Below are 25191 nucleotides of genomic sequence, written 5' to 3' on the forward strand. Positions count from 1 at the left end.
TTTGATTACTGATTCCTTAAAAGAGACCCTTAAAGAAGAATTAAAAAGCTACTTAAAGGTTACGTGGAACGATGAGGATACTACAGTTTTTTTGCCACTTATCTCAAGAGGGGTTTCTTACCTAAATGATATTGCTGGCACTCAGTTAGATTATGAAAAAGATGAAAATGTAAAACAATTGTTATTAGATTATGGCAGGTATGTATATAATCATTCATTCGAGATGTTTGAATTTAATTTCAAAAGAGAGCTTTTAAAGTTATCTATTAGAGAAGGGGTAAAGGCTCATGTTGCAGCAAGTACAGAGACCACCTCATGAGACTTTCAATGACGGATTCTTAACATATGGACGCAAAACAACACTACGTTCTCCAACTGGTAAACGGACTGGAGAATCCTTTGCAGCAGAAGGAAAACTAGCATACAAAGAAATGTCATGTCGTGATAGTGATTACCAAATGGCTGGATTGATGGATGCTAGTCTAGATTTAAAAGTAAAAACTTTTTATCCCCCATCTTTTCGAAACATCTCTAAAAGTAAATTAAAGGTAAGAATAGAAGGCGTTGAATTTGATGTTATCAAAGTAGATCCTGATGGGAATAAATATCTTTATTTTTATCTGCAGGAAGTAGGGGTAATACAGTGAATGAGAAACAGAAAGTTAATCTTAAAAAGCAGAATACCTTACTTTATGATAGTTTGTCGTCTCATTTTAATTTACCAATCTATCAAGACGATCTTGCTGAGGATGAATATCCCACAGAATATAATTATTTCCTATTAATTTATGGAGATTGGGAATCAACAGAATCAGTTGGTTCAATATATCAAGAAATATATGTTGTATTCATTTCGGAAGGAAATGATACGGTCGATGAAGATACTTTAGATATCATATCTTTAATTGATTCAAAAGTTCCTGGAACTACATTTAATCGTGCTTTAAAGCAGCGGCTACAAAAGAAGGATACTGACGAGTTTCTTGATCAAGTAACAGTGATTTTTAGAAGGAAGATGTCTTATGAGTGCAAAATATGGGATTGATTATTCAGAGGTCATCCAACTTCATGAAAAGTTTAAGAAAATACCTAATGATGTAGAAAGAACAATTAACGAATTTCTCCATCGAACAGGTGTAGAGATAGTGGTAAAGGAAATCACAAAATTCATTCCGGTGTCTTCAAGAAGAAAGATACATGCTAAAACGAGTAAATGGTCAAAAAGTGAAAAGCATAATTTAGCTATTACCATTAAGGCAAAAGGTGGAGTTGCTAGGAATAAAGGTAGCTTTGGTTATCTTGTCTTTCCAAATGAAGGACGGGGACCTAGTAATCCAATCGAACAACGTTTTATGGAAAAAGGATTAGAAAAAGCAACTCCTAAGATTATAGAGGAGCTAAATGAAAGAATAGATCAAAAAATAAAGGAGGCGTTTGGATAATGCCTACAGTTGTAGAAACATTTGACCCAATGGCCATAAGAAATTCAAGTGTACAATTTAGACAAAATGATGGATCATTTGCACCTGGTACTAAATTCGGTTGTGTTGGGAGTGTAGAAGGAGAAACTACCTTGAAAGAAATCATCAAGATGTGCGAAGGACAAGAAGTAGCAAAGAAAAGCAAACCAGAAAAAATTGATTTAACGATTTCTGCACATATACCTTTGAAGGTAGTTAGAGACTTTTTTGGACTAAAAACAGACAATTTAAAACCAGGTGTTTATTCTTATTCGAAGGATTCCAAAGGAAAGGAGTTTATCCTTACTGCAGATGTAATTGATGAATTTGAAGATGTGACAAAATTAATCGCCTTTCCCAAAGCAGTAAGTGCAACTGGTTTTAAATTCGCAATTGAAAATGGAGCAGATGAAGTTGCGGAAATGGAAGTGGAAATTACTTGTTATCCCGATGAACAAGGTAATTTATATTACGAAGCATTAGTCTCTGAATTATCAGATCCAACTATTGCAGACACATGGCATTCGCAATTTACTTACACACTAGTAGAGGTTCCAATTGTTTAAGAGTAGGTTCTATCCTACTCTTTTTTACGTCGATTTGAGAAGAGAGGAAATGAAGAATGAAAATACAAACAATTACATTAAAAAAGTTTGAAATAGTTAAAGAAAATAATCAATTTAAGCATAAGGTTATCAGCTCTAAGAATGTACCAGCAGCACTTACAAACAAGTCATTGCAACTAGGTAAGGATTTAGGAATCTTACAATCATCTACAATAGCAGATCTTTTGGGATTTAGTGATATCTCATCTGTAAGCCAGAATAGAGAGGAAGTAAAAAAAAGTGTCGCTAACGAATTTGACCCTCTTTGTCTATTCTTGGGTTTAATAAAGACTTTAATATGAGCTTCGATGAGTTCTTAGAAGAATACAATGAGCCTATCGAAAAAACAATGGACACGTTCGGGAAACTTATTGAGGGTTATTTATCAGATGGAACAAATAATTTTGCGAAAGGTTTTCAAAATAGTACTAAAAAAAAGCAGAAAAAGGGCAACAAAAAATATCACCACCAAAGATAAATATTGAATGTGTTGAAGATAAATATGTTCTTTATTGTCTTATATACGGGATAGATAGTGATACTTTTTGGTATAGCCCACTTCAAAATGTAGAGCGGATATTTGAAGGGAAACAAGCTTATGATGGCTGGAAAAATAACCCCAAATAGGAAGGAGGGGGAGTATGGCTAATCAACCAGAAACAAAAGTTAAGTTTAGTATCTTTAACAAAGAGTTTAATGAAGGCATGCGTGAAATGGGACAGAAAAGCGCAACCCTTAGAAAAGAATTTAAGCTACAAGAAGCACAACTTCAAGAAAATGGATCTGAGACAGATAAATTAAAAAATAAATTGAATTATCTGTCACAAGAACAAGAAATCGCAAAGAAAAGAGTTCAAGCAACAGCTGATCAATTAGCAAAAGCCAAAAGTACTTATGGTGAAAATTCAAAAGAAGTTGGCTCATTGACTAATAAATTACTAGATCTTCAAATAAAGGAACAAAGACTGCTTAATGATATTTCTAGGACCAACAAGAAGCTAAACGAGCAAGGAAGTGAAATGTTAGACACAAGCAAGGATGCTAATAAGCTTTCTAGTGCTCTTAAAGATCTAGGAGAGAAGTCAAAAGATGTCGCGAAAAATGTATCTGGTGTCGCAGCAGTTGGGGTTGGTGTAGTTGGGGCTTCAGTAGGAAGAATGGCCTCCGAATTTGATTCTGCAAACAAGAAACTTCAAAGGACAACCCAGTTAACTCAAAAAGAGGTTGAAGAGCTTGGTGAGGTTGCGGAGGATGTTTGGAAAAATGGATTTGGAGATAGCTTGGACACGGTCACTGATGCTGTAGGTCAGGTAAGACGTACTTTAGGAGATTTGAATAAAGACGAACTAAGGGATACTTCAAAAATCGCTATTCAGTTAGAAAAAGATTGGGGCGACGGTGTAAACGAACAATTAAGAGCAGCAAAGGCTCTAATGGATCGCTTTGGATTAAGTAGTTCTGAAGCTTTTGATTATATCGTCCGAGGATATCAAAACAACCTAAATTATTCTGATGATTTTTTAGATACGATTTCAGAGTATTCTACCCAATTTGATGAAGCCGGTTTTAGTGTTGAAGAAATGTTCAACATATTAGCTCAAGGTGAAGAAAATGGTTCTTGGAATTTAGATCAATTAGCTGATGCTGTTAAAGAATTCCGAATTGAAGCAATGCAAGCAAGTGAACGTACAAATGAAGGTTTTAAAAAGATCGGATTAAACGCTGATGAAATGTCTGCTAAGTTCGCAAAAGGCGGAAGTTCGGCTAAAGAAGCATTTGATTTAACTATTTCGAAACTAAAAGAAATTGATGATCCATTATTAAGAACTCAAGCTGGTGTTGAAATATTCGGCACGAAATTTGAAGATGTTGGTGCGGAAGTACTACTTGCCCTAGACCCCACTGTTAAGAAATTAGGTGATATTGAAGGAGCTAGTAAAGCCGTTGCGGATTCAGCTGAAGAGGATTTCGGCCAAAGATTTCAAAGTACAATGCGAAGCGCTTCCGAATCTGTTAAACCTTTAGGCGATATCCTACTAGATGTAGCAGATAGAATACTCCCTAAAATTGACCAATATATTGATCGTTTTTCAACTTGGTTTGAGGAATTAGATCCCAAGGTACAAGAAGCCATTATTAGTATTGGTCTGTTTGTGGCAGCACTTGGACCTTTATTAATGATATTAACTCCGATATTAAATTTATTATTAAAGGTAGGGAAGTTTTTTATAGGAATTCCTGGGTTGATCACTGGGGGAATTAAAGCTTTTGAGCTTTTTAAAGCCCAGATGGAAGAGTGGCGTGACAAAACGGTTATGAAAGTTATTGAAGGTTTTGTATTAATGACTGCTGCATATACAACCGGAAAAAACAAAATGAAGGAACTTGTTAGGAACTTTGTAAGTGAACAAGTTACAAAGTACGAGGAATTTAAACTAAAGGTTAAACAAAAAATTGCCGAAACAGCAGTTGGAGCAGTTTTAGAATTACATCAAATGAAAGTAAAAGCAGAAACAAAAATTCAAGAATTAGTTAATTCAGGAGTTTCTAAGTTTAATGATTTAAAAACAAAAGCAAAAACTAAGTTTAATGAGGTCAAGGAAAATATCTTATCACCAATCGAAGAGGCGAAGGATAGAGTAAGTGAAAAAATCGAGGCTATTAAAGGATTCTTCAGTAATCTAAAGTTAAAAATACCAAAACCTTCACTTCCTAAAATGCCTAAGTTTTCCCTGTCAACAGGCTCAAAAACTGTATTTGGTAAAACCATAACTTACCCAAACGGACTAGATATTACATGGCATAAAACTGGTGGAGTATTTACTGACCCTGTAGTTGCTGGAAATGCTGGATTTGGTGATGTGGAAGAAGGGATTGTTCCCTTTGAAGGACCGCATGCTATGAGAATAGCAAAATTAATTGCCTCAGCACAAAATAAGCTATCTGGAATTTCTAATGGTTTGGTTGACCGATTAATCAGTAATGAGATCTCAATTAAATTATCGGGGAATGTTGAGTTGGATGGAAGAACTGTTGGGAAGCTAATCTGGAAAGATGTAAAAGATGCTATGGATCATAACCAAAATAGAAACATGAGATTCAGAGGGATTATTAATGAAGAGTGAGTTAAACTTCAAAATTGAATATAGTAACGGTACATTCATAGATATGAATGACATTGGTTTGTGGGTTGATTCATTTCGTATTTATTCTCCCGATCTTTCGAGAACTGCACTCGAAATACCAAACGTAGACGGTTCCAAATTAATGTCTACAAAAATTAAGGAAAGAAAAATTGAGATTTCCTTTCAGGTAGAGGCAGATAATCTAAAAGATATGGACAGATTAAAACATTTAATTTTTCAAACATTTTATTGTAAAACAACTTACAAAATCATTCGTGATATTAGACCAGATACTTATTTTTATGCTATTCAGGACGGAGAATACAGTATTGACCATATCACACCAACTGATGGTGAATTCTCAATAACATTAAGCATGCTAGATCCTTTTATTTACGGAAATATAATATCAGTTCCATTTAATCCAGACGGATCTGTTTCAACTCAAATATTAGGTACTGATGAATCTTTTCCAATCTTAAGGGCAACCTTTAATCAAGATTCTACGTTTTTTAACGTAGTTGTTGATGATAAAGATGATTATGTTTTAATTGGCCAACCGGAAACAGTTGAACAAACACTCGTACAAGGGTGGCAAAACGTTCTATATCTTAACGGTGAAACAATGACTGGTTGGGCTAACGGCACATATGTAGACGGTGGAGTTGTTGGTGGAAATATTGTTTCTGATGGTAATCAGTATGTTACGGATGGTTGGGGAACAGGTAATGATTGGCATGGACCAGCAAAAATAATCGGTTTACCTAGGAGTCTAAAAAACTTTCGAATTGATTCTCTAGTTAACTTTGGGGTAAATAACCCAAATCAAGTAGGTCGAGTAGAAATTTATTTACTAGACATAAATGGAGCAGTCATTGGCAAGCTTGCTTTAAAAGATATGCATGGGTACCAATCTCTTGTTTATGGTGAAGCTCGAGTAGGGAATTTTACTAATGGGAAACACATCATTAATTCTTCAGGTCGAAGAAAAGGCGATTGGAATGATTTTAGTGGTATCTTGAGAATCGAGCGACATGATGATCGTTGGGATGCTTACATTGCTCAATTCAACTATGAAACTAGAAAATATGAAAGAACGGTTTACGGTACTACCTACTATGATACAGCTAAGAGTTTTTCTGCAAACCTTGCTCAAATTCAAATCCATTTCGGACAGTGGAAAGCTTATACAACACCTTACCGTTATGGTATTGACTATATCCGTATTATGGAGAAAAATAACACCGATTCAAGTGATGTTGCTGATCTCATTATCAAAGCTGGGGATGAACTAATCCTAGACTTTGAAGAAGGAAAGGTTTATCTAAATGGTATTAGAGCTATGAAACATTTCACTCCAGGAGGGAAGTTTTTTGGTTTGTCACCAGGGATAAGAACCATAGGTACATCACCACAAGGAATAGCAGACATAGAAATGAGATATAGACCTCGTTGGTTGTAGGAGGTGATAAATTTGATATATATCCTTAATAAACTAGGTGAATTAAAGACAATATTATCTAACGATAATCCAAAAGCTTGTCCGTATTCTGGAGATTTATTAATAGAAAAGATTGAATACGGAGAAATGCGTTTTGATTTCGAGGTACCAGCTAATCACGACGATGCAGCTCTTATTGAGCTAGATGATATTGCAGCAACACTTGATTCAAAAAATCAGCTCGTACCATTGAAAATAACGTATATTGATTCTGGTATAGATACTAATGGACAGAAATTAATCATTTTAGAATCAGACAATCAGAGTTCAGAGTTACTTAAACACCCTGTTCGACCAATGACATTGAATGGTGTAACTCAGCGACAAGCTCTAGAACAAGTGCTTGCTGGTTCTGGATGGGAAGCTGGAATAGTTGAATACAGCAATGCGAAGGACTTTGAGGTCTCAGATTATTCTAACGGTGTAAAAGAAGTACATAATATCGTTGATACCTGGGGTGGAGAAGTCCGTTTTCATGTAGAAATAAGTGATGGACGAATTGTAAGAAAAACAGTTGATCTGTATCAAATTCGGGGCAATCAAGAAAGTTATGGTGTAAGAAGGTTTGAATCAGGAAGAGACCTTTTGCAGATCCGAAAACAAACTTCTTCAAGGCAGATTTACACAGCCATAATCGGACTTGGGAAACAAGATGAATCAGGTAGGGCTACTACCTTCACTGAAATCAGTAAGACATTTACGAATGAGAATGGAACCAAAGTGACAAAACCCGTTGGACAAGATTGGATCGGGGATCCTGATGCATTACAGGAATGGGGTTTAAATGGGAAGCATGCTTTTGGATACTACATCAATAGTGAAGAGTCTAACCCTTCTGTCATTCTTGATGAATCTTGGAAATTCCTTCAGCAGAATAATAAACCAAATCCTGTTTTTGTTACAGACGTTGCTTATTTCAAACAGAAAGCTAGGTATGCAGAAGATGACGAGGTTCAAATTGGTGATAAAGTAACGGTATCTGTGCTTGATTTTAACCCTCCTTTAGTTCTTTCAGCTAGAGTATTAGAATTACAGACTTCTAAGTCAGACCCTACAAAAAATAAGGTTGTTTTAGGTGAATATCAGGAATTAAAGATTAAGAGATTTGATAGCATCACAGCTTTACAAAAAGCTATTAAAGATAAACAAGCAAGAATTCCATATCAACCTACACCACCTAACCCTTATGAATCACCTTATTGGGTAAACGATTCTCAAAAACCTAATGTCTTAATGAGATATGACTTTGATAATAAGGTTTGGGTAAAAGCTTCCCCGACAGAAGCTAGTGAAATTGGAGCAGAGACTCCAGAAGGTGCGCAACAAAAAGCTAACAGTGCAAAAGCTGATGCTATTGAGTACACGAATGATCAGATAATCGTAGTAGATGAAAAGATAACAGATGTCCAACAAGAAGTGTGGACAAGAGAACTAGCTATTATTAAGCAAGATACACAGCCAACAGGTACAAATTTTACTGTTGGACAATTGTGGCTACGAACTACAGATGATGTTTATTTTAAGTGGACAGGTACTTCATGGAAACAACTAACACCTAGCTTAACGGACCTGGCAAGTAAAGTTCCTCAATCAACTTATGATAGTAAGGTAGCCGAGTTACAAGCTTTAATTGACGACAAAGCAGATGCTAATACGACCTATACTAAAACAGAAGTTGAAAACAAATTGGAAAGCAAAGTAAATGTAACTACCTATACTACTGATCAAAATGCTGTTATTTCAAGATTGAATAGTGCAGAGACAAGAATTTCACAGACTGAGACTGATATCACTTTTAAGGCAAATCAAACTGATCTAGATACAGTTGCAGGAAGGGTAACAGAGGCTGAATCACAACTAAGTATACAAGCAGATGAAATTGCCACAAAAGTATCATTAACAATCTTCAATGATCTGGAAGGCAGAGTTGATGCAGCAGAAACCAGAATCACACAAACAGAAAGTGATATTAGTTTAAAGGCTGATAAAACTACTGTATACACAAGAACTGAAACAGATACTAAATTAAGTGGTAAAGCAAATCAAAGTTCCCTTGATACTACAAATAGTAATTTAAGTAATTTAGCAACGAGGGTTACAAGTGCAGAAGCAGAAATAAGTGTTAATGCGGAAGCAATAAGTTTAAAAGTAAACCAATCGGATTTTAATTTATTAACAGGTAGAGTAAGTAGCGTAGAGTCAACATTAACCGTACATGGTGATGAGATTGAGGCAAGAGTAACTAAAACTGAATTTGAAAATTTAATTAATTCAGGTAACAATTTAGTTATTGATGGAGGTTTTGAAAAGGATAGTGTATGGGAAGGTTCTATTTGGGGGAATAGCTTAACTACCGAAGAATATTATACAGGTAGTAAATCTTTAAAATTAACATCAACTGGTAGAATACAAGATATACAAGTTGCTAAGATAAAAACAACACCTGGAAGAACTTATTATTGCGAAGTTTATGTAAAGGCAGGTCAAACTTCTTGGACAGGTCAAATTGGCTTGCAAACTTCAATACGAAACACTAGAACTGGCGCTTTAACATATCCTTCTGTACAAAACTTATCTAATGGTGGAGCCCAAACGTGGACTAAATTGTCTGGGTATATTACAATTCCGAACGGTTATGATCAACTATTAGTTAGGTTATCCATAAGAGACACAGTTCCTAGCGGATATATATTCTATTGGGACGATGCTTTTGTAATGGATGTAACGGACTCCAAAAGCGGTTATGATGAATTAGATTCTAGACTAACAACAGCAGAAAGTTCCATAACTCAAAATGCTGAAGATATAACATTAAAAGTGTCTCAAACAACTTACGATACAGATGTTAATAATTTAAAATCCAGAATGGCTTCTGCAGAAAGTTCCATAACTCAAAATGCCAATAACATAACTAGTAAAGTATCTAACACCGATTATAACGGTTCAACTATTGTTTCTAAAATTACTCAATCTGCAACCGATTTAGATGTGCTTGTACAAAACATTAACCTTAGAGGAAAAGTTACAATAAGCGCTTTTGATTCAACACTAGCTACAAAAGTTAATAATGGTGATTCTGCTAAGTCTACAATTGACAGTAATAAATTAGTTTGGGATAGATCAAGCAACATCAATAGTAATGGAACATTCAGCACATCTAAGTTAAGTGGGACTGTTTCCGACACACAAATAGCTAGTGCATCTAAATGGAATAATGCAGAATCGTTATTGAACAGTTGGAAATCTGGCACCACTTTAATTGATGGTGGGATGATTGCAAACGATTCTATCTTTACAAAAAGTTTAGTAGTAGGAAATTTTGAGAATTTATATGTAAATGGAAGTTTTGAAAAAGGAACTGCAGGGTGGAGTGCTACTTCTGTTGCAGAAGTTGTCACAGATGCAACTGCACCGCATGGAACTAAAGTGTTTAGAATTAAATGGAATGGTGGATATAATGACGTAAGACAAGATAGCAATATAGAAGTTGCCGAAGGACAACGATATTATTTTGAAGGATGGTTTAAAGCGTCTACCACAAAAACAGTAAGAACATTCTTTATACAATTCATGGATAAAGATTACAACCATTTAATGTACTCTATTCCAACAGCTACACTAAATACTACATGGAAAAAACTAACTCATCAAATTGTAGTTCCATCTGGTGCTTTATATATGAGAATTGGAGTAAGCGTTTCTGGGCTAGAAAACACAGCAGGATATTATACTTACTTTGATGGCTTATATTGTAGGAGAATGGCAGATAGTAGTTTAATTGTGGATGGAGCTATTACTGCAGACCATTTAAATGTTAACTCTATACAAGCCATACAGGATACTATTGTTGGAGATAATTTGTATGTCGGTAGAAATGCCGCAGAAGGACAATATAGAGGTATTATATTTGGTCAAGGTGGAGTAGGGTTATCAAATTCAGGTGGAACAAATTTAGATTTTGATGGAAGTTTATTTAGTGTACATTCTGAATTATTTATTGGTGGAAATACAGATGCAACAGGTTTTATAAAATCGAGGGTTGGACTTCGTGCTGAAGGTACAGGAAACCCTAGTATTGAACTACGAAGCACATCTGGCGGAACACCTTATATTGATTTCTCAAATGACGCAACTATTGATTACGATGCAAGGATTATTTTAAACAATGATTCTACATTAGAAGTAAAGAATGCTAATCTATTAGTTGCTCAATTATTAACAGTTAACAATATAGTTACAATTAACAGGTCAGGCGATGGTGCTACACTTTTGCATCTCAATTCAGAACGTGGTTGGAGATTCATGCAAAGTGGTGCTGGAGCATCTGCACAATTAGGTCTGAAAGCAGATTCAGATGAAAAGTCCTTCTCTATACTAAATAGTGCCGGTGGAGAAATTGCAAGGTTTCATGGACGTTCTACTGGTGACAACGAAGTAATATTCGGTGGCACTAATGTTAGAGTAAATCCTACAGGCGGAGTAGCTAGATGGATGCGAGATAGTAACGACTATATCCGTCAGGATGCCGGTGGAAGAATTACCTTCTATATGGGTGGTACTGTAAGGCATGCATTCAACGCTGATGGTACAAAAACAGGTGGTACAATTGATATCGATGGAGAAACATTAGGAATGTCACCAGTCGATAGTCCACAAGTTTTATTAACCACTTTAATTACCAATGTTGAGATTGTCGCAAATCAAAAACATGCCATATTTATTGAAGACAGATTTGCAAAAGCAATTACTGAATACGGTGTATTTCCAAGTTGTAATGTGAGAATTGTTGGGAAGGAAAAAGGAATGTTCTATGTAGAAAGTGATACAAATTGCATCTGTGATTTTGTAGTTTATGGCAAACGTGTAGGTTACGAACAAACATATTGGATGGATATATAAAATTAGAATGTAGGAGATGCTAGTATGATCATTAAAATTAATAACAATAAAATCGCACAGGTTATGAATTTGTTATATGATTTTTCTTTAAAAGGAAAACAGTCAAGGCATAGAACAAAATTTATTAATAAGTTAAATGAAGGATTACAAGAGTACCAAGAGGATGTTAAAACTTTGTTAAAAGAACATTGTCATTTAGACGAAGAAGGCAACCCAAAAACAAAAGATAATGGACAAAGTTGGGATGTAAAAGATGTTGATGCTTATGTAAAAGAAAAGAAGGAATTGGATAGCGAAGAGTTTGTAATCGAGGGTGGAAATTACACTGGAGTGTTAAAAACAGTTAAAGAAATTTTGTTTAATTGTGAAAAAGAATTTAGTGGTGATGAGGCGCACATTTACGATTATATCTGTGAAAAATTTGAGGAAGCTGAGGAGGAAAACGAATGATTATTCAAATAACCAATGTAAGTATTAAGTACACCGATGGAAATGTTGAGGGTGCTCAGGTTTATTTTAATGGGTATGACCAGGAAAGAACATTAAATGTAAACGGAAATTTTTCATTAACTAATGAAGAATATGCTGGTAATGAATCGATAGCTGCTCTAACTACAATTGTAAAGCAACGTGTAATTGAAAAAATATCAACTCCAAGCGCTGTATAAGGGCTTTTTTATTTTGCCTAGAAAGGTGGTTTTACCGGTTGGAACAAAAAGATTACGAACGTATAGCCACATTAGAAACCCAACTTGTTACACTAACAAAGACAATTGAGCGTATTGAAACGAAGCTCGATGCTTATAGTGCTAACTTTATTACAAGGACTGAGGCAGATCTTCGTTTTGGTCAAATTGAGAAGGAAATGGATGAAACTAAAAATAATAAACGTTCCAATATAGCATTATGGATAAGTGGCGCAGCTGTTGCAGTCACTTTTTTATTTGGAGTACTAAATTACTTAAAATAATGGAGGATGAATTAGATGAAAAAAGATATTGCTACTTTAATAGGTGGATTTTTAACGGCTTTACTCATGTTTTTCGGAACAATAGGAGTATCATTTGATTGGTTTACTGTGGACAGTATTAATGCATTTGTAGTCTTAATTAGCGCATTTGTTGCTCTGGTCATTAACGGTTATGCCGTATGGAAAAATACATTCGTCACTAAAAAATCACAACAATTTAAAGAAAATGCTTTGAAAGCTCAAGGGATAATCAAAAAATAAGCTACCTAACGGTGGCTTTTTATTTTGTCCAAAGGAGGAAGTAGAATGGCTATTAAAGATATACCAAAATATAAGGATATTCGTAACTCAATTCGTAGAAAAGGTCGTTATCCGTTTGTTGGTACAGCTGTTAAAGATACTCATGTCATTCATCATTCCATGACAGCTCAACATTTAAAAGGATCTAACCCACACTCATTTGCCAATACACATATAGATACAAATGGCTGGCATGGTTGTGCATATCCTTTTGTGATAATGCCTGATGGAACTATTTATCAAACTGATGATTTAGATAGACGTACCTATCATGCAGGTAATACAAATACACGCTCTATAGGAACGTGTCTAGTAGGCGATTTTCGTAAAGAGGGTGCTAATGAAAAACCTACTATGGAACAAATGGTTTCACTGCACCTATTGAACAAAGAGTTATTTAAAGTGCTCCCTAATATGAAGTACGTAAAAGGTCATCAAGAGTGCCCAGGTTACTCATGGAAGAACTGCCCTGGCGATACTTGGAACTTCAAGGATGTAATTGCTGGCAAGGGGATAGACCTAAACAGCAAAAATAAAACTGTGACTTCTTCTAACCTAAAGACAGAAAAAGAACCACGTAAAGTTTGGTATCCATCAAGTGTTGTAGATTATAAATACGGTGTGTATGGCCAACCTGGCACTGATTCATGGAAGGCAAAAGCTTCTGAGTATAAAGGATTTATTCTTGCTGCACGATTCGAACAAATTGTGAAAGGAACTGAATGGGTAAATATCTGGAATGGCCATGAAAACATTGGTTGGATTGATAAAAAGCAATTGTCTATTTTGGAATTTGGGTGGCTGACTGCCTTGCAAGACATTCAAGGCTATTCATATAAGGATCTTACATCTCCATACGGTACAATTAAAAAAGGTGAGCGATTTGCTTTCTTAGAAGAGCATGATAATAAGTACTTGGTCATGTGTTTTAACAAAGCTCTTTGGGTAGAAAAACTGTTTGTTAAAAATGGTTAAATAAAAAAAGAGCTCACTTTTTAGTGGGCTCTAACTGTTCTAACATTTCTAAAATGCCTTTTAACATTTCATATCCTCTAATTCTCTTGTTTGCTTCCTCTGGTGTAATACCGTCTTTCTTTAATTGCTCAATTAACTCTAACCATTTATCATTCATAAAAAACACTCCTATTGTTATTCAGCGAAATCCACTTTCAAAATATCTTCAACTTTTAAATAAAATCTATCACCATGTATATCCAACAATCGGAGTTCTTTTCTTTTATTGTCGACATAATGAATTTTACCAATAAAAAATTTTATATCTCCATGTTCAAAGTAAGTAAAGACAAGTTCTTTATTATATTCCATTGCTTCACAAATTAAAAAGTTTATCTCTTCAAGTTGATGATCATCTAAAATTGGTTTTTCCAATTTATCTAGACTTTTATCAAAATCCCTTAAATTCTGAACATGTTCGGGCATCATAAATGCAGTCCACTTCTTTGTACCTCGATCGCGAATCATAAAATCATCCCTTTTGTATTATCGTGTTACTATTATACGAAAATACGTTCGTGTTATCAATTGAAATCGAACATGCGTTCCTATATAATTTAAGAATACAGAAAAGGAGCTGATAAGATGAATGGTTTATTGAAAACTTCTAGGGAAGAAAAGTTACCAATTGAAATAATGTATATCTCTGGAAAAGGAGACATTTCACATAGAACAATTATTGTAAAACAAATACAAGATGAATATATTAGAGCTTATTGTATTTCTAAGCAACAACCAAGGATATTCAATAAGTCCAATATCTTATCGGTTGCAAAACCAAGAATACGGGATAAAATCAACTATGCATAAAAAGAAACCGCCAATGATGGCGGTTATTTATTTGAACAACTTCCCTAATAAATTTTCCTGTAGCTTTACTAGCTGCTCTTCTTGCAACAGGTTTACCTATAGTTCCCTTTTTTACTGCATTCACATCTCCCAGGAATTTAGAAACCTTATATAAAATACTTCGAATTTTATTGATTGACATCCTCTTCCTCCAATCTTTCATAAAGATCATCTACCGCACAATCTAAATGTAGTGCCAAATCAAACAATATCTTTGCGGAAGGGTAGCTTTTTCCCGTACACCAATTTGATACAGTGTTTAAAGAACACCTATACCTTTCTTTAAAAAATGACCTCGTATACGGAGACTTTTCAATAAGCCATCCAATGTTACTTTTTAACTTATTCATTCTCATCACCAATTAATACATTCTACAAAAGTCAGTTATGACCTTTCAAAAACTCATTTAAATCTTTCACAATTAATTTTGGAGAGACAAGCAAATTTTCCTAAATCATTCATAGGCTATTAACATGAAACCTAAACAGTAGTTTTCATGAAGGGATTATGTATGTGATAAGAAACTACATGAATCCTACCATTTAATTAATGCACCAACAACACAGAATCTAATTAAATAGGGCTAATGCATAAGTACAAGAAATACACCAATTATCAAAAGAAAAACAAAACATGTTAAGAACTTGAAGGGGTGAGAGATAGGTATGAGAGGGAGCGCGAGGGAGAGAAAGGAAAGAGAGAGGGGAAACGATGTGAGGTTGTATTCAGGTCTTTTGCCATCAGTAACGATTAGTGGTCTGTTTGATTTAACACCTCAAATGACAGGTTTGTATGGGGTTGTTTTGGGTGTCGGAGGCTTGGCTATACTTTCACACCTAATTGAAATTAACTCAGCTAAAAATGGCTATAGCAAGCTTGCTTACATCGTTGAATCGATTACTCGTTTTATTTTACCTGTAGGAGCATTTAGTTTTATGGTTTGGGCTTTATTTAAGATTGTATAGGAGGGTTATCAGATGATTAGCGAGTTTATTCAGCGTCAGAAGGCAAAAAGTGACTTGAACAAATGCTTTATGAATGCAGGTCTTTTCCAAACTTATAAAAACAGTGGCGGCAGGCAATTCCATACCACTCCTAAAATACAGTCCATTGAACTTAAAGAAGATTCTACCAAGTATGTTTTTACCCTTTTAAATGGAATGGATCCAAAAGAGGTTATGAAAAAAGAGTATGTTTTTATGCAGTCGTTTGGTTCAAATATCGAATTAGAAGGTGATTTTAAATGCTTCTTTTTGACTATTCACAAAAAGCAAATGCCAAAAGAGTTGATTTATAAGGAAAAAGAGGTATTTGATAACATAAGGAAAATTAAGTTAGGTATTATTTGCGGTCAAGATAGACATGGTCAGTACGTATCTTTCGATATGCTTAAACAACCTCATATTTTAATTGCTGGTGAAACTGGTTCTGGAAAATCTACTCAATTACGATCCATCCTCACAACCTTGATTCTAGCCAAGAACCCGAGTGAATTAGAGCTGTACCTTGGTGATTGCAAAAAGTCAGAGTTTCATATTTTCCGTAAGGTTGAACACGTTAAATGCGTGCTAAGTAATGCTAAGGATATAAAGAAGATGCTGCTACATGTTAAACAAGAATTAGACGAACGAAGTGATTTGACTGAGATTTACGAGGTCAGTCACGTTGATGATCTTCCAGAAGAACATAAGCGACCCTATATTGTGGTCTGTATCGATGAATTTGTTATGCTTCGCAAGGATGAAGAGATCATGGAGATTCTAACGGAGTTAGTAGCAATAGGAAGAACACTTGGAGTTTTTGCTATTCTTTCAATGCAGCGCCCTAACGCAAAGGTACTTGATACTACAATAAGAGCAAATTTGACCGTAAGTATGGGATTCAAATTGCGAGATATAACCGAATCAAGGATTGTAAATACACCATTAGCTCATGAAATTGATGTGAGTGGGCGTTTTATTATGAATAGTGACAAATTATATGAGCTACAAGCACCATTTCTTACTTTAGAAAAAGCTAAACAACTTTTGGATCCGTTTATGGTTGCTAAGGAAGTAAAGGAAGTCTTTTCGGAAGAAAAACTACAAGAAGAAATACCACCACTATATGAAAAGGATGTGTTTTTTGATGCTGACGAAGCGTGACAAAACCATTATTGCTGATTTAAACAGGTTTAGAGTAATGGATCGTGATTCTGTAGCAGAAATTCATTTCAGCAACTTGAAAAATCCTATTTTAGCAGCAAATAACGTGTTATTGCGTTTAGTTCGTGACGGAAAAATACAGCGTTCAAAGGCTTTTACTCCATTTGTTTATTTTGGCCCAGATGTAAATATGAAAAAGAATAGTGCAAAGATTGGTCATTTTCTTGCTATCCTGTCTGTTTATAAGGAGATTCTTCAACAGGGGAAAATTGATACATTCCTTGTTGAACCTAAATACGGTAAAAAAGGTATAGCAGAACCAGATGTCTTCTGTATTTACAGACGAACGCCTTTCTTTATAGAGGTTCAAAAGACAATCTATAGTGAAAAACAAATGTCAGATAAACTGGAAAGGTATGTAGATCTATACCAAAGTGGTGTGATCGCAACTGAATCTTGGCAAAATCCTGAAAAGAGAATTTTTCCACATATTCTAATTATTTCAGAGCAACGTTATGCCGTGGAGAACAATTATCCGTTTCGAATCATTCAAGCCCCATCTTTTACACACTTTTTACAATCCCTAAAACCTAGAGAAAGCAATCAAACAAACCCTAAAATAAGGACTAAATCAAATAATAATGGAACAATAAGAGTAAATATAGGTAATTAATCACCTCCTTATTGTATTTAAAAGTACTAACAGGCAAGCCTTGCTAGTAAATAAAGCCTTTGTTTTTCAGACGGAGGCTTTATTATTAAGTAATTCTTCCTAATAAAATCCCCTAAAAGTTTTATTTTTCATTGACAAGTATTTACAAAATAGAATATGTTCTTTTTATAGACAAGAAATAGAGGGGGGAACTGCATTGAGCTTAAAAGATGTTCTAATCATGGAAGTACCTTCAGGAGCATTAAAAAAAGTAGTTAAAGACAAAAAGGTCGAAGCTAAACTAAGTTCAATTGAGGACATGGCAAACGCATTATCTGACAGCTTGCCTGATGCGGGGAATAAGTTAGCTGACGAGTATAAATTTGCTGGAAGCACGTCTGTTAATTTGAACATTATGATGAAGGGGTTAAGTCAAGAATGGCAAAATCGAGATTTCTTTATTGCACATCTTAAAAAGAAATATACTCCTGCTATTTTTGGACCTGGAATTAGACCTGTTTTGGACACTACTCCAAAATTAATAAATGCTTATGAACATCAAAATAAATTAGTTTTGGCTTTTTCGTTTTTGGGACCGCCAAGACGGGTATTAGAAAACTTCCAGATTGTTGTCAGACGTCCACAATTTGTTGAGTATGTTATTATTCACTTCTCACCCTTTGCAGTGGAAATTCGTTCTAATCCTGATAAAAATAAATTGTTTAGAGATGCAGTGTTAGACATTATGAATGTTAAAGATAAAGAAGATGTTATCTGGGATAGAGCAACGAAACTTACGGATGGACAAGCTAATGAATTAGCTCGAAAATTAGGCGCTAAACTAAGAGCTGCGAAGCATAAAATGATCGTTGGACCTTACGCAACGAAAGAGGTAACAGCGAATACTCAAGTCGATGATTTAGAATCAACGGAGGAGTATCAAAAGGAATTTATAAATCAACCAATGAAGAAGAAGACACTGGTTTTTGAACATACCTATAGCTTTGGGTACACTGAAACGGTTTCTTATGTTGTTACTGATCAAGGGCTGTGGATAAGGTCGAAATCTGGCGAAGAAGTTATTAGGCATATTCTTGACCAGATAATTCAAATAAGATATCCTTCAGATATAGAAACAGATCCGGAAGAATTAATAGAAGATGAAGAATCATTAATAGATTCACCAGAAAATGAAGAAAACATGAATGATAGAGAAGAACTGGTAATAAATATTAAATAAAAGTTCGGAGGTGACCTACTGTGTTATACATCGTTGATGATATTTTGGAAGAAATGGCTATACAAAATGTAAAGCACTTTGCTCCACATTATGTATGCCAACTAGCTGGCACAAATGATCTTAAGGCTGTAACCGATCATTTATTTGAGTTAGTTGGAAAAAAGCTCAAAGTGTACTTTGAGGTTGAATGTCCTGATGGTGATAGTGATTACACAGTAGGTTCACCAAATGAAGTAGAAACGGAGCCTCGAAGATGTTCTATTTGTGACCTGGAATACATTCCAGATCCTGAAAGAATATGGGTGGCCTTTGATTTCCTGCCAGGATATCTAGAGCATGTAAAAAAAAAGTCAGTAAAAATGCACAACCTCAAAGAATTAGTCATGGCGTAAATGGTAAAGAAGAAGTATATGTTAATTCCTCAACTTTAGCAGATCTAATGAATGCTGGAGTTAATTTTAATTTAATTTTTAATAATGGAGATGTGTTAATGGATAGTAGTCAAAAAACTGGTCATCTAATTGGTAATACTTTTGGAGACAATACAGCTTTTCAAAGTAAAGATGTTACTCAGACAAAAACAACAACCACTAATGAATTTTCAAGTGCCTATGCTAATCTAATAAAAGATATACAAGCTATTAACAATGAAGTTCAAAGAGAGCAAGCTACATTTATTGCTGAACAAATAAAATCTGCTTATGAAAACAATAAGAAACCCGAAGCAAAGAAACCCCTAGAACTTTTGAGAAAAGTTCTAGGCGATGTAGGATCAATTGCTTCCATAGCGAGCATTTGTGGAGTTACTTTACTTTAAATTAAAACGAACCTCTGAAAAAGGGTTCGTTTTTTATATATTTAGTTTGTGTATAGGGTACATAAGTGTACCAATATAATCGTCACTCAACCCTAATGTCCGCATATAAAAATGTCAATGATGAGAAGTTCCGCTATTATATCCTCAAGCAAAAAGCAGATGTTTTCCAAGCAATGAAAAGTTTCTTTAGAAAAGATGACAATAAAATGTATGCTTAGCAAGGAAGCCCCAAAAGAAATTGGGGCTCTTTTCATTTTGCCTGCTCGTTTTATAAAAAGGATAGGGGCCCCCTTCACTAAGATGGATCATTTACCATTTGTCATACCAATTATGGGTGTATAATAGGATGTAAGGGTTATTCACATAACTGATTGTCTCTTATGAGGGGGATCACGATGAAAACGGGAGAATTATACAGAACACTTATTGTGGACGATGAAACATTAATAAGGCAAGGGATAAAACATTATATAAATTGGGAACAAGAAGGCTTTCAAGTGATAGGAGAAGCATCGAATGGCCAAGAGGCACTTGAATTAATTGAGTTCACAAATCCGCATATTATCTTAACTGATATTGTTATGCCAATCATGGATGGAGAAGAATTGACGAGAATAGTGAAAGAGAAATATCCCCATATCCAAATCATCATCTTGAGTAGCTTTGGAGAATTCGATTATGTTCGCTCAACTTTCCAAAATGGGGCTATAGACTATATCTTAAAGCCAAAGCTTGATTCTGAAGGGTTGTTAAAGGTATTAAGAACAGCAGTGAGCAAAATACCTGCTTTTCTTGAAACGAAAAAAAGGAATGACAGCTCTCTTTCAGTCACCTATCTAATTGATAAGTTAATTTCGGGTTATCATGATGTTCCTGATTCCGAAATCATTTCTGAGGTTTTTCCACATTCCACTTTTTATTTAATGGGAGTGGATTTTAAGAACCACCTTTCTAACGAGGCTGAGGGCTTTGGTCAATCTTTAAAGGAAAGGCTTTCATCTGCCATTGATGAACAGCTGGAGGATGCTGTTCATTATTGCTTTAATGGTGAGAAAAATGTCTTTGTATTTCTTATTAACATTAATACAAACCATTTTTCAAAGATTCTTACCCTAGCAAACGATTTAGCAAATATCGAGACTGGAACTAGTTTTGCAATAAGCAAAGGCTTCACAGACTTCTCTGAAATTGGACAAGTGTATAAAGAAGGAATAAGAAGTATGCTGCAATATCGTTTTTATTTTCCAGATGAAAAAGTACTAGATCAGAAAAAAATGCCGACAGAGTCTAGCAAGTGTTCCTCATTTAATCTAGATTGGTTTACAGATGAAATAAAGAATGAACGCTTTGAATTTGCTTTCGATTATTTACAGAAGTATGTAACTGAGTTATCAACAAACTTTACAACAGATGTTTTTGAATACAAATCTTTTTTTGAAAACATGATCTTTACCATTACAGTTCTATTGAACAATATGGAGTACGATGTAAAGGAATTAGAAAATAGAAAATTCTCGTATTTTAACTCAATCGATGAAGCAAGCTCTGCAAATGATGTTATTGAACTGTTAAATCAATTTCTTCAAGAAGTTAAAACTATTATTCATGTAAAGGATAAACATTCTTCCAATTCAAATATGAAAATGATTCTAAAATATATCCAAGAACATTATGCTGAACCACTTACTCTTACCGGTGTAGCAAACCACTTTCATTTTAATCCTTCTTATCTATCAAACTATTTTTCAACAAATAATAATGAGGGATTTAATGAATATTTAAATAGAGTACGAATTGAAGAAGCGACAAAGCTATTAATTCATAATACGTTGCCGATTGCAGAAATAAGTGAAACTGTGGGGTATTCAGATCATAGTTATTTTTGTAAAGTGTTTAAAAAGGTAAAGGGAGTATCTCCTAGTCAATATAGAAGAAAACAGTATATGAAGTAGGAGATGTGAATAGACGTGAAGGTATTTCAAAATCATTTTAAACATAACGGGTTATTTATTATTATGTTTTTTGTAACCGTTGTCACGATTATTTCCGTGTCTGTCATTATTACGTGGACGACATTTAAAATGTCTGAGAAATTTTTTATCGACAAGTTTAGTATTACAAATGCAAAAGTGATGGACCAAGTGAAGAAAAACTTTGAGTCCTTTCATTATGCCATTGTCATTGCCTCAAACAATATCTCACAAAGCGGCACGATCAAAAGGATCCTTACAGAAGAACAGAGTAATGCTCAAAAAATGAAGTCTATTTATGATATGGGGCAACAAATAAATTATATTCAATCACCTCTAGAAACGTATGAGGTAGAGATCCTGATTACAGGGATAAATGATTTTAATTTCTCAACTGGACAAACCTATTGGCCGATTACATTTGAAGAATTAAGAACAAATAAGCTTACCGAAAATACGTTAAAGGAACCAAATCGATTGATCTATCAAATCGGTCAAAAAAAAGCTCGGAACTATGAAGCGGCAGACGGCCAATTTATTGTTGTTTCTAAAGCATTAATGGACAGTATTTCTGGAAAAGTATATGGCACAATGTACTTTGTCATTGAAGAAAGTGAATTTAAAACATTCTATAATAGTTTTACAAGTGCTGGAAATGATGTGTTTGTGTTAAATAAATCGGGTGACATCGTTTCTAGTAATCAAACGGATCTCATTGGTCAAAAAGCAGAAGAGTTATCAGCCTATTTAACATCAAATCAAGATGTGACACACAACTATACCATAGGAAAAATTATGGGGGAAGATCAAATTATTTTTACCAAATATCTTCCCTCACTTGATTTATATTTAGTTAATTTAATCGATAAGAAAACAGCAATAAACGGTTTGTTTAATAAAAAACAAATTGTTTTGTTATCAATAGGCATCGTGCTAGTTGCTCTTGTTATTGTCTTTCTTGTATCCAGAAGGGTAACAAATTCGTTATCAACTTTAGTTAAGCAAATCGAAAATACTTCAAAGTACAACTTTGATCAGTATGTATCAATAACAGGCACGTATGAAACAAGACAAATAGGCATGGCTTTTAACTCTATGTTAGATGAGCTTCATGAATACCTGGAAAAGCTTGTATTATATCAAAAAGAAAAACGTCATGCTGAACTTGCAGCCTTACAGCAACAGATAAATCCGCATTTCCTTTATAATACACTCACTTCGATTAAATTTATGGTTCAACAAGGCGGGAAAGCGAAGGCTGAAGAAACAATTAATTCATTAATTTCCTTGCTTCAAAATACGTTAGGGAATGTTAGTGAAACGATTACAATTAAACAAGAAGTAGACAATTTAAAGGCCTATGTATACATTAATCAAATGCGTTACGGTGATCGGATTAAAGTAAACTATTTCGTTTCATCTGATTGTAACCAATACCATATTCCAAAACTGATTTTGCAGCCTTTTATAGAAAACGCCTTTTTTCATGGATTTAATATAAAAACGAATGGATTTATTAATCTAATGATATGGAGGGAAGGAAATACAATAGTATGTGAAGTGATGGATAACGGTGACGGGATGAAGGTTTCATCTGAACATCATCTCCCAATGACAAAACAAAAACAACAACATTTTACTGGAATTGGTGTTCGAAATGTACATGAACGTTTACAGCTCATCTATGGAGATAAATACGGGGTTGAAATTTTTAGTAAGCCAGGTGAAGGGACGAGCGTGAAAATTAGAATTCCTATTGATTTAGAAGATAAATTTACAAATATCTAAAGAAATTACAAATCCCCAACCAGGAAAACGCATACAATTCATAAAAATATCACAAATTTATAAAAATATCTTCCTATAAGTAAAATCTCTAAAAATGCTAATATAAGAATGTAAGTTAGATAGCGCTTACATTCTTGTAAACTAAAGAGATGGGGGTACATGTATGAAGAAGGTATTTGCATTATTTTTAGTTAGTCTTTTGTTGTTAACAGCTTGCTCATCAGGATCGAATGAACAGGCACAAACAGAATCCAGTGGTTCATCAGATCCAAATGAATTAACGATTTGGACATGGGATCCGAATTTTAACGTCAAGGCAATGAATTTAGCAGCAGAGTCATATCAAGCTGAAAATCCGGATTTTAAAATTAACATTATTGAAAATGCTCAGGAAGATGTTGTTCAAAAGCTAAACACAAGTCTAAGCTCTGGTACTACCAAAGGATTGCCGAATATTGTATTAATTGAAGATTTTCGTGCACAAGGCTTTCTTCAAGCTTATCCAGATGCTTTTCTTGAGTTAACGGATTCTTTTAATTCAGAAGATTTTGCTCCATATAAACTTGAACCAACAAGTCTGGATGGAAAAAATTATGGTATTCCGTTTGACTCAGGTGTAACAGGATTATATGTAAGAACGGATTATTTAGAAGAAGCAGGCTACACATTAGAAGATCTTCAAAATATTGATTGGGATAAATATATTGAGATTGGAAAAGCAGTAAAAGAAAAAACTGGGAAATACATGTTATCTCTAGACCCCAACGATATGGGAATCGTTCGGATCATGGTTCAATCAGCAGGCACTTGGTTTACAGAAGAAGATGGTGTTACACCTCAATTAGCTGGTAATGAAGCATTAAAGAAATCATTTGAAGTCTATAAGAAACTTGTTGAAGCAGATATTGTAAGACCTATTTCAGATTGGAATCAATTGTTAGAAGGATTTAATGGTGGAGAAGTTGCTTCAATACCTACAGGAAACTGGATTACAGCATCTGTTAAGGCTGAAGCCTCACAATCAGGTAAGTGGGCAATTGCTCCAATTCCAAGAATTCCGGGTATGGATAGCTCTGTTAATGCTTCCAACTTAGGTGGTAGTTCATGGTATGTACTTGATGTTCCTGGTAAAGAAAAAGCAGCTGATTTCCTTGCAAAAACATTTGGTTCAAATGTTGATTTCTACCAAGATTTAGTCACTGAAATCGGTGCAATTGGGACATATATTCCAGCTACAGAGGGGGAAGCGTACAAGGCAGCAGATGAATATTTTGGAGGTCAAAAAACGATCTCTGATTTATCAAAATGGATGGAGGAAATTCCTCAAATCAACTACGGTTTACACACATACGCAATTGAGGATATCTTAGTTGTCGAAATGCAAAACTACCTTAACGGCAAAGATATTGATCAAGTGCTAGAAGATGCACAAGCTCAAGCAGAAGCACAACTCAAGTAATTTCTAAATAAGCCTTAGGAACTCCCTGCTTCTTCTAGGACAGATTCATGAAGTTTCAGGCGAGAGCTTAAGGCTTTTTCTAACAGAATAAGAAAGTATAAAATTTTGTACTTAGTTTTGGTGTCTAGTTCAAGCGCCTATCGCCTATCAAGCAGGTCATCTCCCTACGATAAGTCAACATCGGTTTGCTTGCGTTTACCGTATTTCCTTTGTCCCCACTTAAACGGGCAGTAAAAAACGACTCAAGGGAGAACAAAGTGTGAGAGTTCACTGCCAGGTAAAAGTCCGATAAGTCAGCTTTATCTCAGGCGATGCTCCTCTTAGTTTGTACGGCGAGACCAAGGCGCTTGCGCTTTTCTAACCATATGTTAAGGAGTGAAAGCAGTTGATACCGACA

The 25191-nt window shown here is 34.7% G+C and carries 28 protein-coding genes and 1 pseudogene; 25 read left to right on the forward strand and 4 right to left on the reverse strand.

Annotation, left to right across the window (positions count from 1 at the left end; all coding sequences use genetic code 11):
- The first annotated feature begins 1 nt into the window (after position 1).
- The 14 genes from AC4GZ8_RS09990 to AC4GZ8_RS10055 all read left to right on the forward strand — a co-directional run bounded on the left by AC4GZ8_RS09990 (position 2) and on the right by AC4GZ8_RS10055 (position 13835).
- On the forward strand, positions 2-319 hold the full coding sequence (locus AC4GZ8_RS09990) for a hypothetical protein (protein ID WP_491081705.1): 318 nt from the start codon (positions 2-4) through the stop codon (positions 317-319).
- Entirely contained in the window at positions 288-647 is a 360-nt protein-coding gene (locus tag AC4GZ8_RS09995) for a hypothetical protein (RefSeq protein ID WP_491081706.1), read from the forward strand. The genes AC4GZ8_RS09990 and AC4GZ8_RS09995 overlap by 32 nt, the downstream gene beginning before the upstream one ends.
- Complete coding sequence (locus tag AC4GZ8_RS10000) at positions 644-1045, forward strand: hypothetical protein (protein ID WP_491081707.1); 402 nt, start codon at positions 644-646, stop codon at positions 1043-1045. The genes AC4GZ8_RS09995 and AC4GZ8_RS10000 overlap by 4 nt, the downstream gene beginning before the upstream one ends.
- Entirely contained in the window at positions 1023-1442 is a 420-nt protein-coding gene (locus tag AC4GZ8_RS10005) for a hypothetical protein (RefSeq protein WP_491081708.1), read from the forward strand. The genes AC4GZ8_RS10000 and AC4GZ8_RS10005 overlap by 23 nt, the downstream gene beginning before the upstream one ends.
- Positions 1442-2026, forward strand: a complete 585-nt coding sequence (locus AC4GZ8_RS10010) for a phage tail protein (protein ID WP_491081709.1) — start codon at positions 1442-1444, stop codon at positions 2024-2026. The genes AC4GZ8_RS10005 and AC4GZ8_RS10010 overlap by 1 nt, the downstream gene beginning before the upstream one ends.
- Before the next feature lie 56 nt (positions 2027-2082).
- Complete coding sequence (locus AC4GZ8_RS10015) at positions 2083-2367, forward strand: hypothetical protein (protein WP_491081710.1); 285 nt, start codon at positions 2083-2085, stop codon at positions 2365-2367.
- Between the two features lie 339 nt (positions 2368-2706).
- A complete protein-coding gene (locus AC4GZ8_RS10020; RefSeq protein ID WP_491081711.1) occupies positions 2707-5190 on the forward strand; it encodes a phage tail tape measure protein in 2484 nt (827 codons plus the stop codon).
- Positions 5180-6652, forward strand: coding sequence for a distal tail protein Dit (locus tag AC4GZ8_RS10025; RefSeq protein ID WP_491081712.1), 1473 nt, complete (start codon positions 5180-5182; stop codon positions 6650-6652). Before AC4GZ8_RS10020 ends, AC4GZ8_RS10025 begins: the two co-directional genes overlap by 11 nt.
- A 12-nt stretch (positions 6653-6664) precedes the next feature.
- Positions 6665-11590, forward strand: coding sequence for a phage tail protein (locus tag AC4GZ8_RS10030; RefSeq protein ID WP_491081713.1), 4926 nt, complete (start codon positions 6665-6667; stop codon positions 11588-11590).
- A gap of 24 nt (positions 11591-11614) precedes the next feature.
- The gene (locus tag AC4GZ8_RS10035; protein WP_491081714.1) at positions 11615-12040 is read left to right on the forward strand and encodes a DUF1617 family protein; all 426 of its coding nucleotides are present in this window, start codon (positions 11615-11617) and stop codon (positions 12038-12040) included.
- Positions 12037-12258 carry a hypothetical protein gene (locus AC4GZ8_RS10040; protein WP_491081715.1) on the forward strand — a complete coding sequence of 74 codons (222 nt, stop codon included), beginning with the start codon at positions 12037-12039 and terminating at the stop codon, positions 12256-12258. Before AC4GZ8_RS10035 ends, AC4GZ8_RS10040 begins: the two co-directional genes overlap by 4 nt.
- Positions 12259-12296: 38 nt before the next feature.
- On the forward strand, positions 12297-12560 hold the full coding sequence (locus AC4GZ8_RS10045) for a hypothetical protein (protein WP_491081716.1): 264 nt from the start codon (positions 12297-12299) through the stop codon (positions 12558-12560).
- Between the two features lie 15 nt (positions 12561-12575).
- Positions 12576-12821, forward strand: a complete 246-nt coding sequence (locus AC4GZ8_RS10050) for a hypothetical protein (protein ID WP_491081717.1) — start codon at positions 12576-12578, stop codon at positions 12819-12821.
- A 45-nt stretch (positions 12822-12866) separates the two neighbouring features.
- Positions 12867-13835 (forward strand): peptidoglycan recognition protein family protein, encoded by a 969-nt coding sequence (locus AC4GZ8_RS10055; RefSeq protein ID WP_491081718.1) that lies wholly within the window; start codon positions 12867-12869, stop codon positions 13833-13835.
- Positions 13836-13848: 13 nt separating this feature from the next.
- On the opposite strand, the gene AC4GZ8_RS10060 is transcribed toward AC4GZ8_RS10055, so the two are convergent.
- Both AC4GZ8_RS10060 and AC4GZ8_RS10065 read right to left on the reverse strand, forming a co-directional pair.
- A complete protein-coding gene (locus tag AC4GZ8_RS10060) occupies positions 13849-13992 on the reverse strand; it encodes a hypothetical protein (RefSeq protein ID WP_491081719.1) in 144 nt (47 codons plus the stop codon).
- Positions 13993-14009: 17 nt separating this feature from the next.
- Positions 14010-14342, reverse strand: coding sequence for a YolD-like family protein (locus AC4GZ8_RS10065; protein WP_491081720.1), 333 nt, complete (start codon positions 14340-14342; stop codon positions 14010-14012).
- Positions 14343-14459: 117 nt separating this feature from the next.
- Between AC4GZ8_RS10065 and AC4GZ8_RS10070 the strand changes: the two genes are divergently transcribed.
- On the forward strand, positions 14460-14684 hold the full coding sequence (locus tag AC4GZ8_RS10070) for a hypothetical protein (RefSeq protein ID WP_491081721.1): 225 nt from the start codon (positions 14460-14462) through the stop codon (positions 14682-14684).
- Here AC4GZ8_RS10070 and AC4GZ8_RS10075 read toward each other — a convergent pair.
- A complete protein-coding gene (locus AC4GZ8_RS10075) occupies positions 14671-14865 on the reverse strand; it encodes a hypothetical protein (protein WP_491081722.1) in 195 nt (64 codons plus the stop codon). The two genes, AC4GZ8_RS10070 and AC4GZ8_RS10075, sit on opposite strands and share 14 nt — an antisense overlap.
- Positions 14852-15073 (reverse strand): helix-turn-helix domain-containing protein, encoded by a 222-nt coding sequence (locus AC4GZ8_RS10080; RefSeq protein ID WP_491081723.1) that lies wholly within the window; start codon positions 15071-15073, stop codon positions 14852-14854. Before AC4GZ8_RS10080 ends, AC4GZ8_RS10075 begins: the two co-directional genes overlap by 14 nt.
- Before the next feature lie 364 nt (positions 15074-15437).
- Between AC4GZ8_RS10080 and AC4GZ8_RS10085 the strand changes: the two genes are divergently transcribed.
- From AC4GZ8_RS10085 to AC4GZ8_RS10130, 10 genes and pseudogenes are all read left to right on the forward strand, one after another.
- Positions 15438-15689, forward strand: a complete 252-nt coding sequence (locus AC4GZ8_RS10085) for a hypothetical protein (RefSeq protein ID WP_491081724.1) — start codon at positions 15438-15440, stop codon at positions 15687-15689.
- 12 nt (positions 15690-15701) lie between these two features.
- Positions 15702-16868, forward strand: a complete 1167-nt coding sequence (locus AC4GZ8_RS10090) for an FtsK/SpoIIIE domain-containing protein (RefSeq protein WP_491081725.1) — start codon at positions 15702-15704, stop codon at positions 16866-16868.
- A complete protein-coding gene (locus AC4GZ8_RS10095; protein ID WP_491081726.1) occupies positions 16852-17541 on the forward strand; it encodes a hypothetical protein in 690 nt (229 codons plus the stop codon). Before AC4GZ8_RS10090 ends, AC4GZ8_RS10095 begins: the two co-directional genes overlap by 17 nt.
- Before the next feature lie 196 nt (positions 17542-17737).
- Positions 17738-18760: a hypothetical protein gene (locus tag AC4GZ8_RS10100; protein WP_491081727.1), complete on the forward strand. Its 1023-nt coding sequence runs from the start codon at positions 17738-17740 to the stop codon at positions 18758-18760.
- 20 nt (positions 18761-18780) lie between these two features.
- Positions 18781-19152 carry a hypothetical protein gene (locus AC4GZ8_RS10105; RefSeq protein WP_491081728.1) on the forward strand — a complete coding sequence of 124 codons (372 nt, stop codon included), beginning with the start codon at positions 18781-18783 and terminating at the stop codon, positions 19150-19152.
- Between the two features lie 98 nt (positions 19153-19250).
- Complete coding sequence (locus AC4GZ8_RS10110; protein WP_491081729.1) at positions 19251-19577, forward strand: hypothetical protein; 327 nt, start codon at positions 19251-19253, stop codon at positions 19575-19577.
- A 65-nt stretch (positions 19578-19642) separates the two neighbouring features.
- A pseudogene (locus AC4GZ8_RS10115) lies at positions 19643-19795 on the forward strand (sporulation protein YhbH); the annotation flags it as partial.
- Positions 19796-19972: 177 nt separating this feature from the next.
- Complete coding sequence (locus tag AC4GZ8_RS10120) at positions 19973-21529, forward strand: response regulator transcription factor (protein ID WP_491081730.1); 1557 nt, start codon at positions 19973-19975, stop codon at positions 21527-21529.
- Between the two features lie 15 nt (positions 21530-21544).
- Positions 21545-23335, forward strand: coding sequence for a cache domain-containing sensor histidine kinase (locus tag AC4GZ8_RS10125; RefSeq protein WP_491081731.1), 1791 nt, complete (start codon positions 21545-21547; stop codon positions 23333-23335).
- A gap of 163 nt (positions 23336-23498) precedes the next feature.
- Positions 23499-24794 (forward strand): ABC transporter substrate-binding protein, encoded by a 1296-nt coding sequence (locus AC4GZ8_RS10130; RefSeq protein ID WP_491081732.1) that lies wholly within the window; start codon positions 23499-23501, stop codon positions 24792-24794.
- Positions 24795-25191 lie beyond the last annotated feature (397 nt).

The sequence above is a fragment of the Metabacillus sp. RB-C-LZQ-3-1 genome (assembly GCF_058315175.1).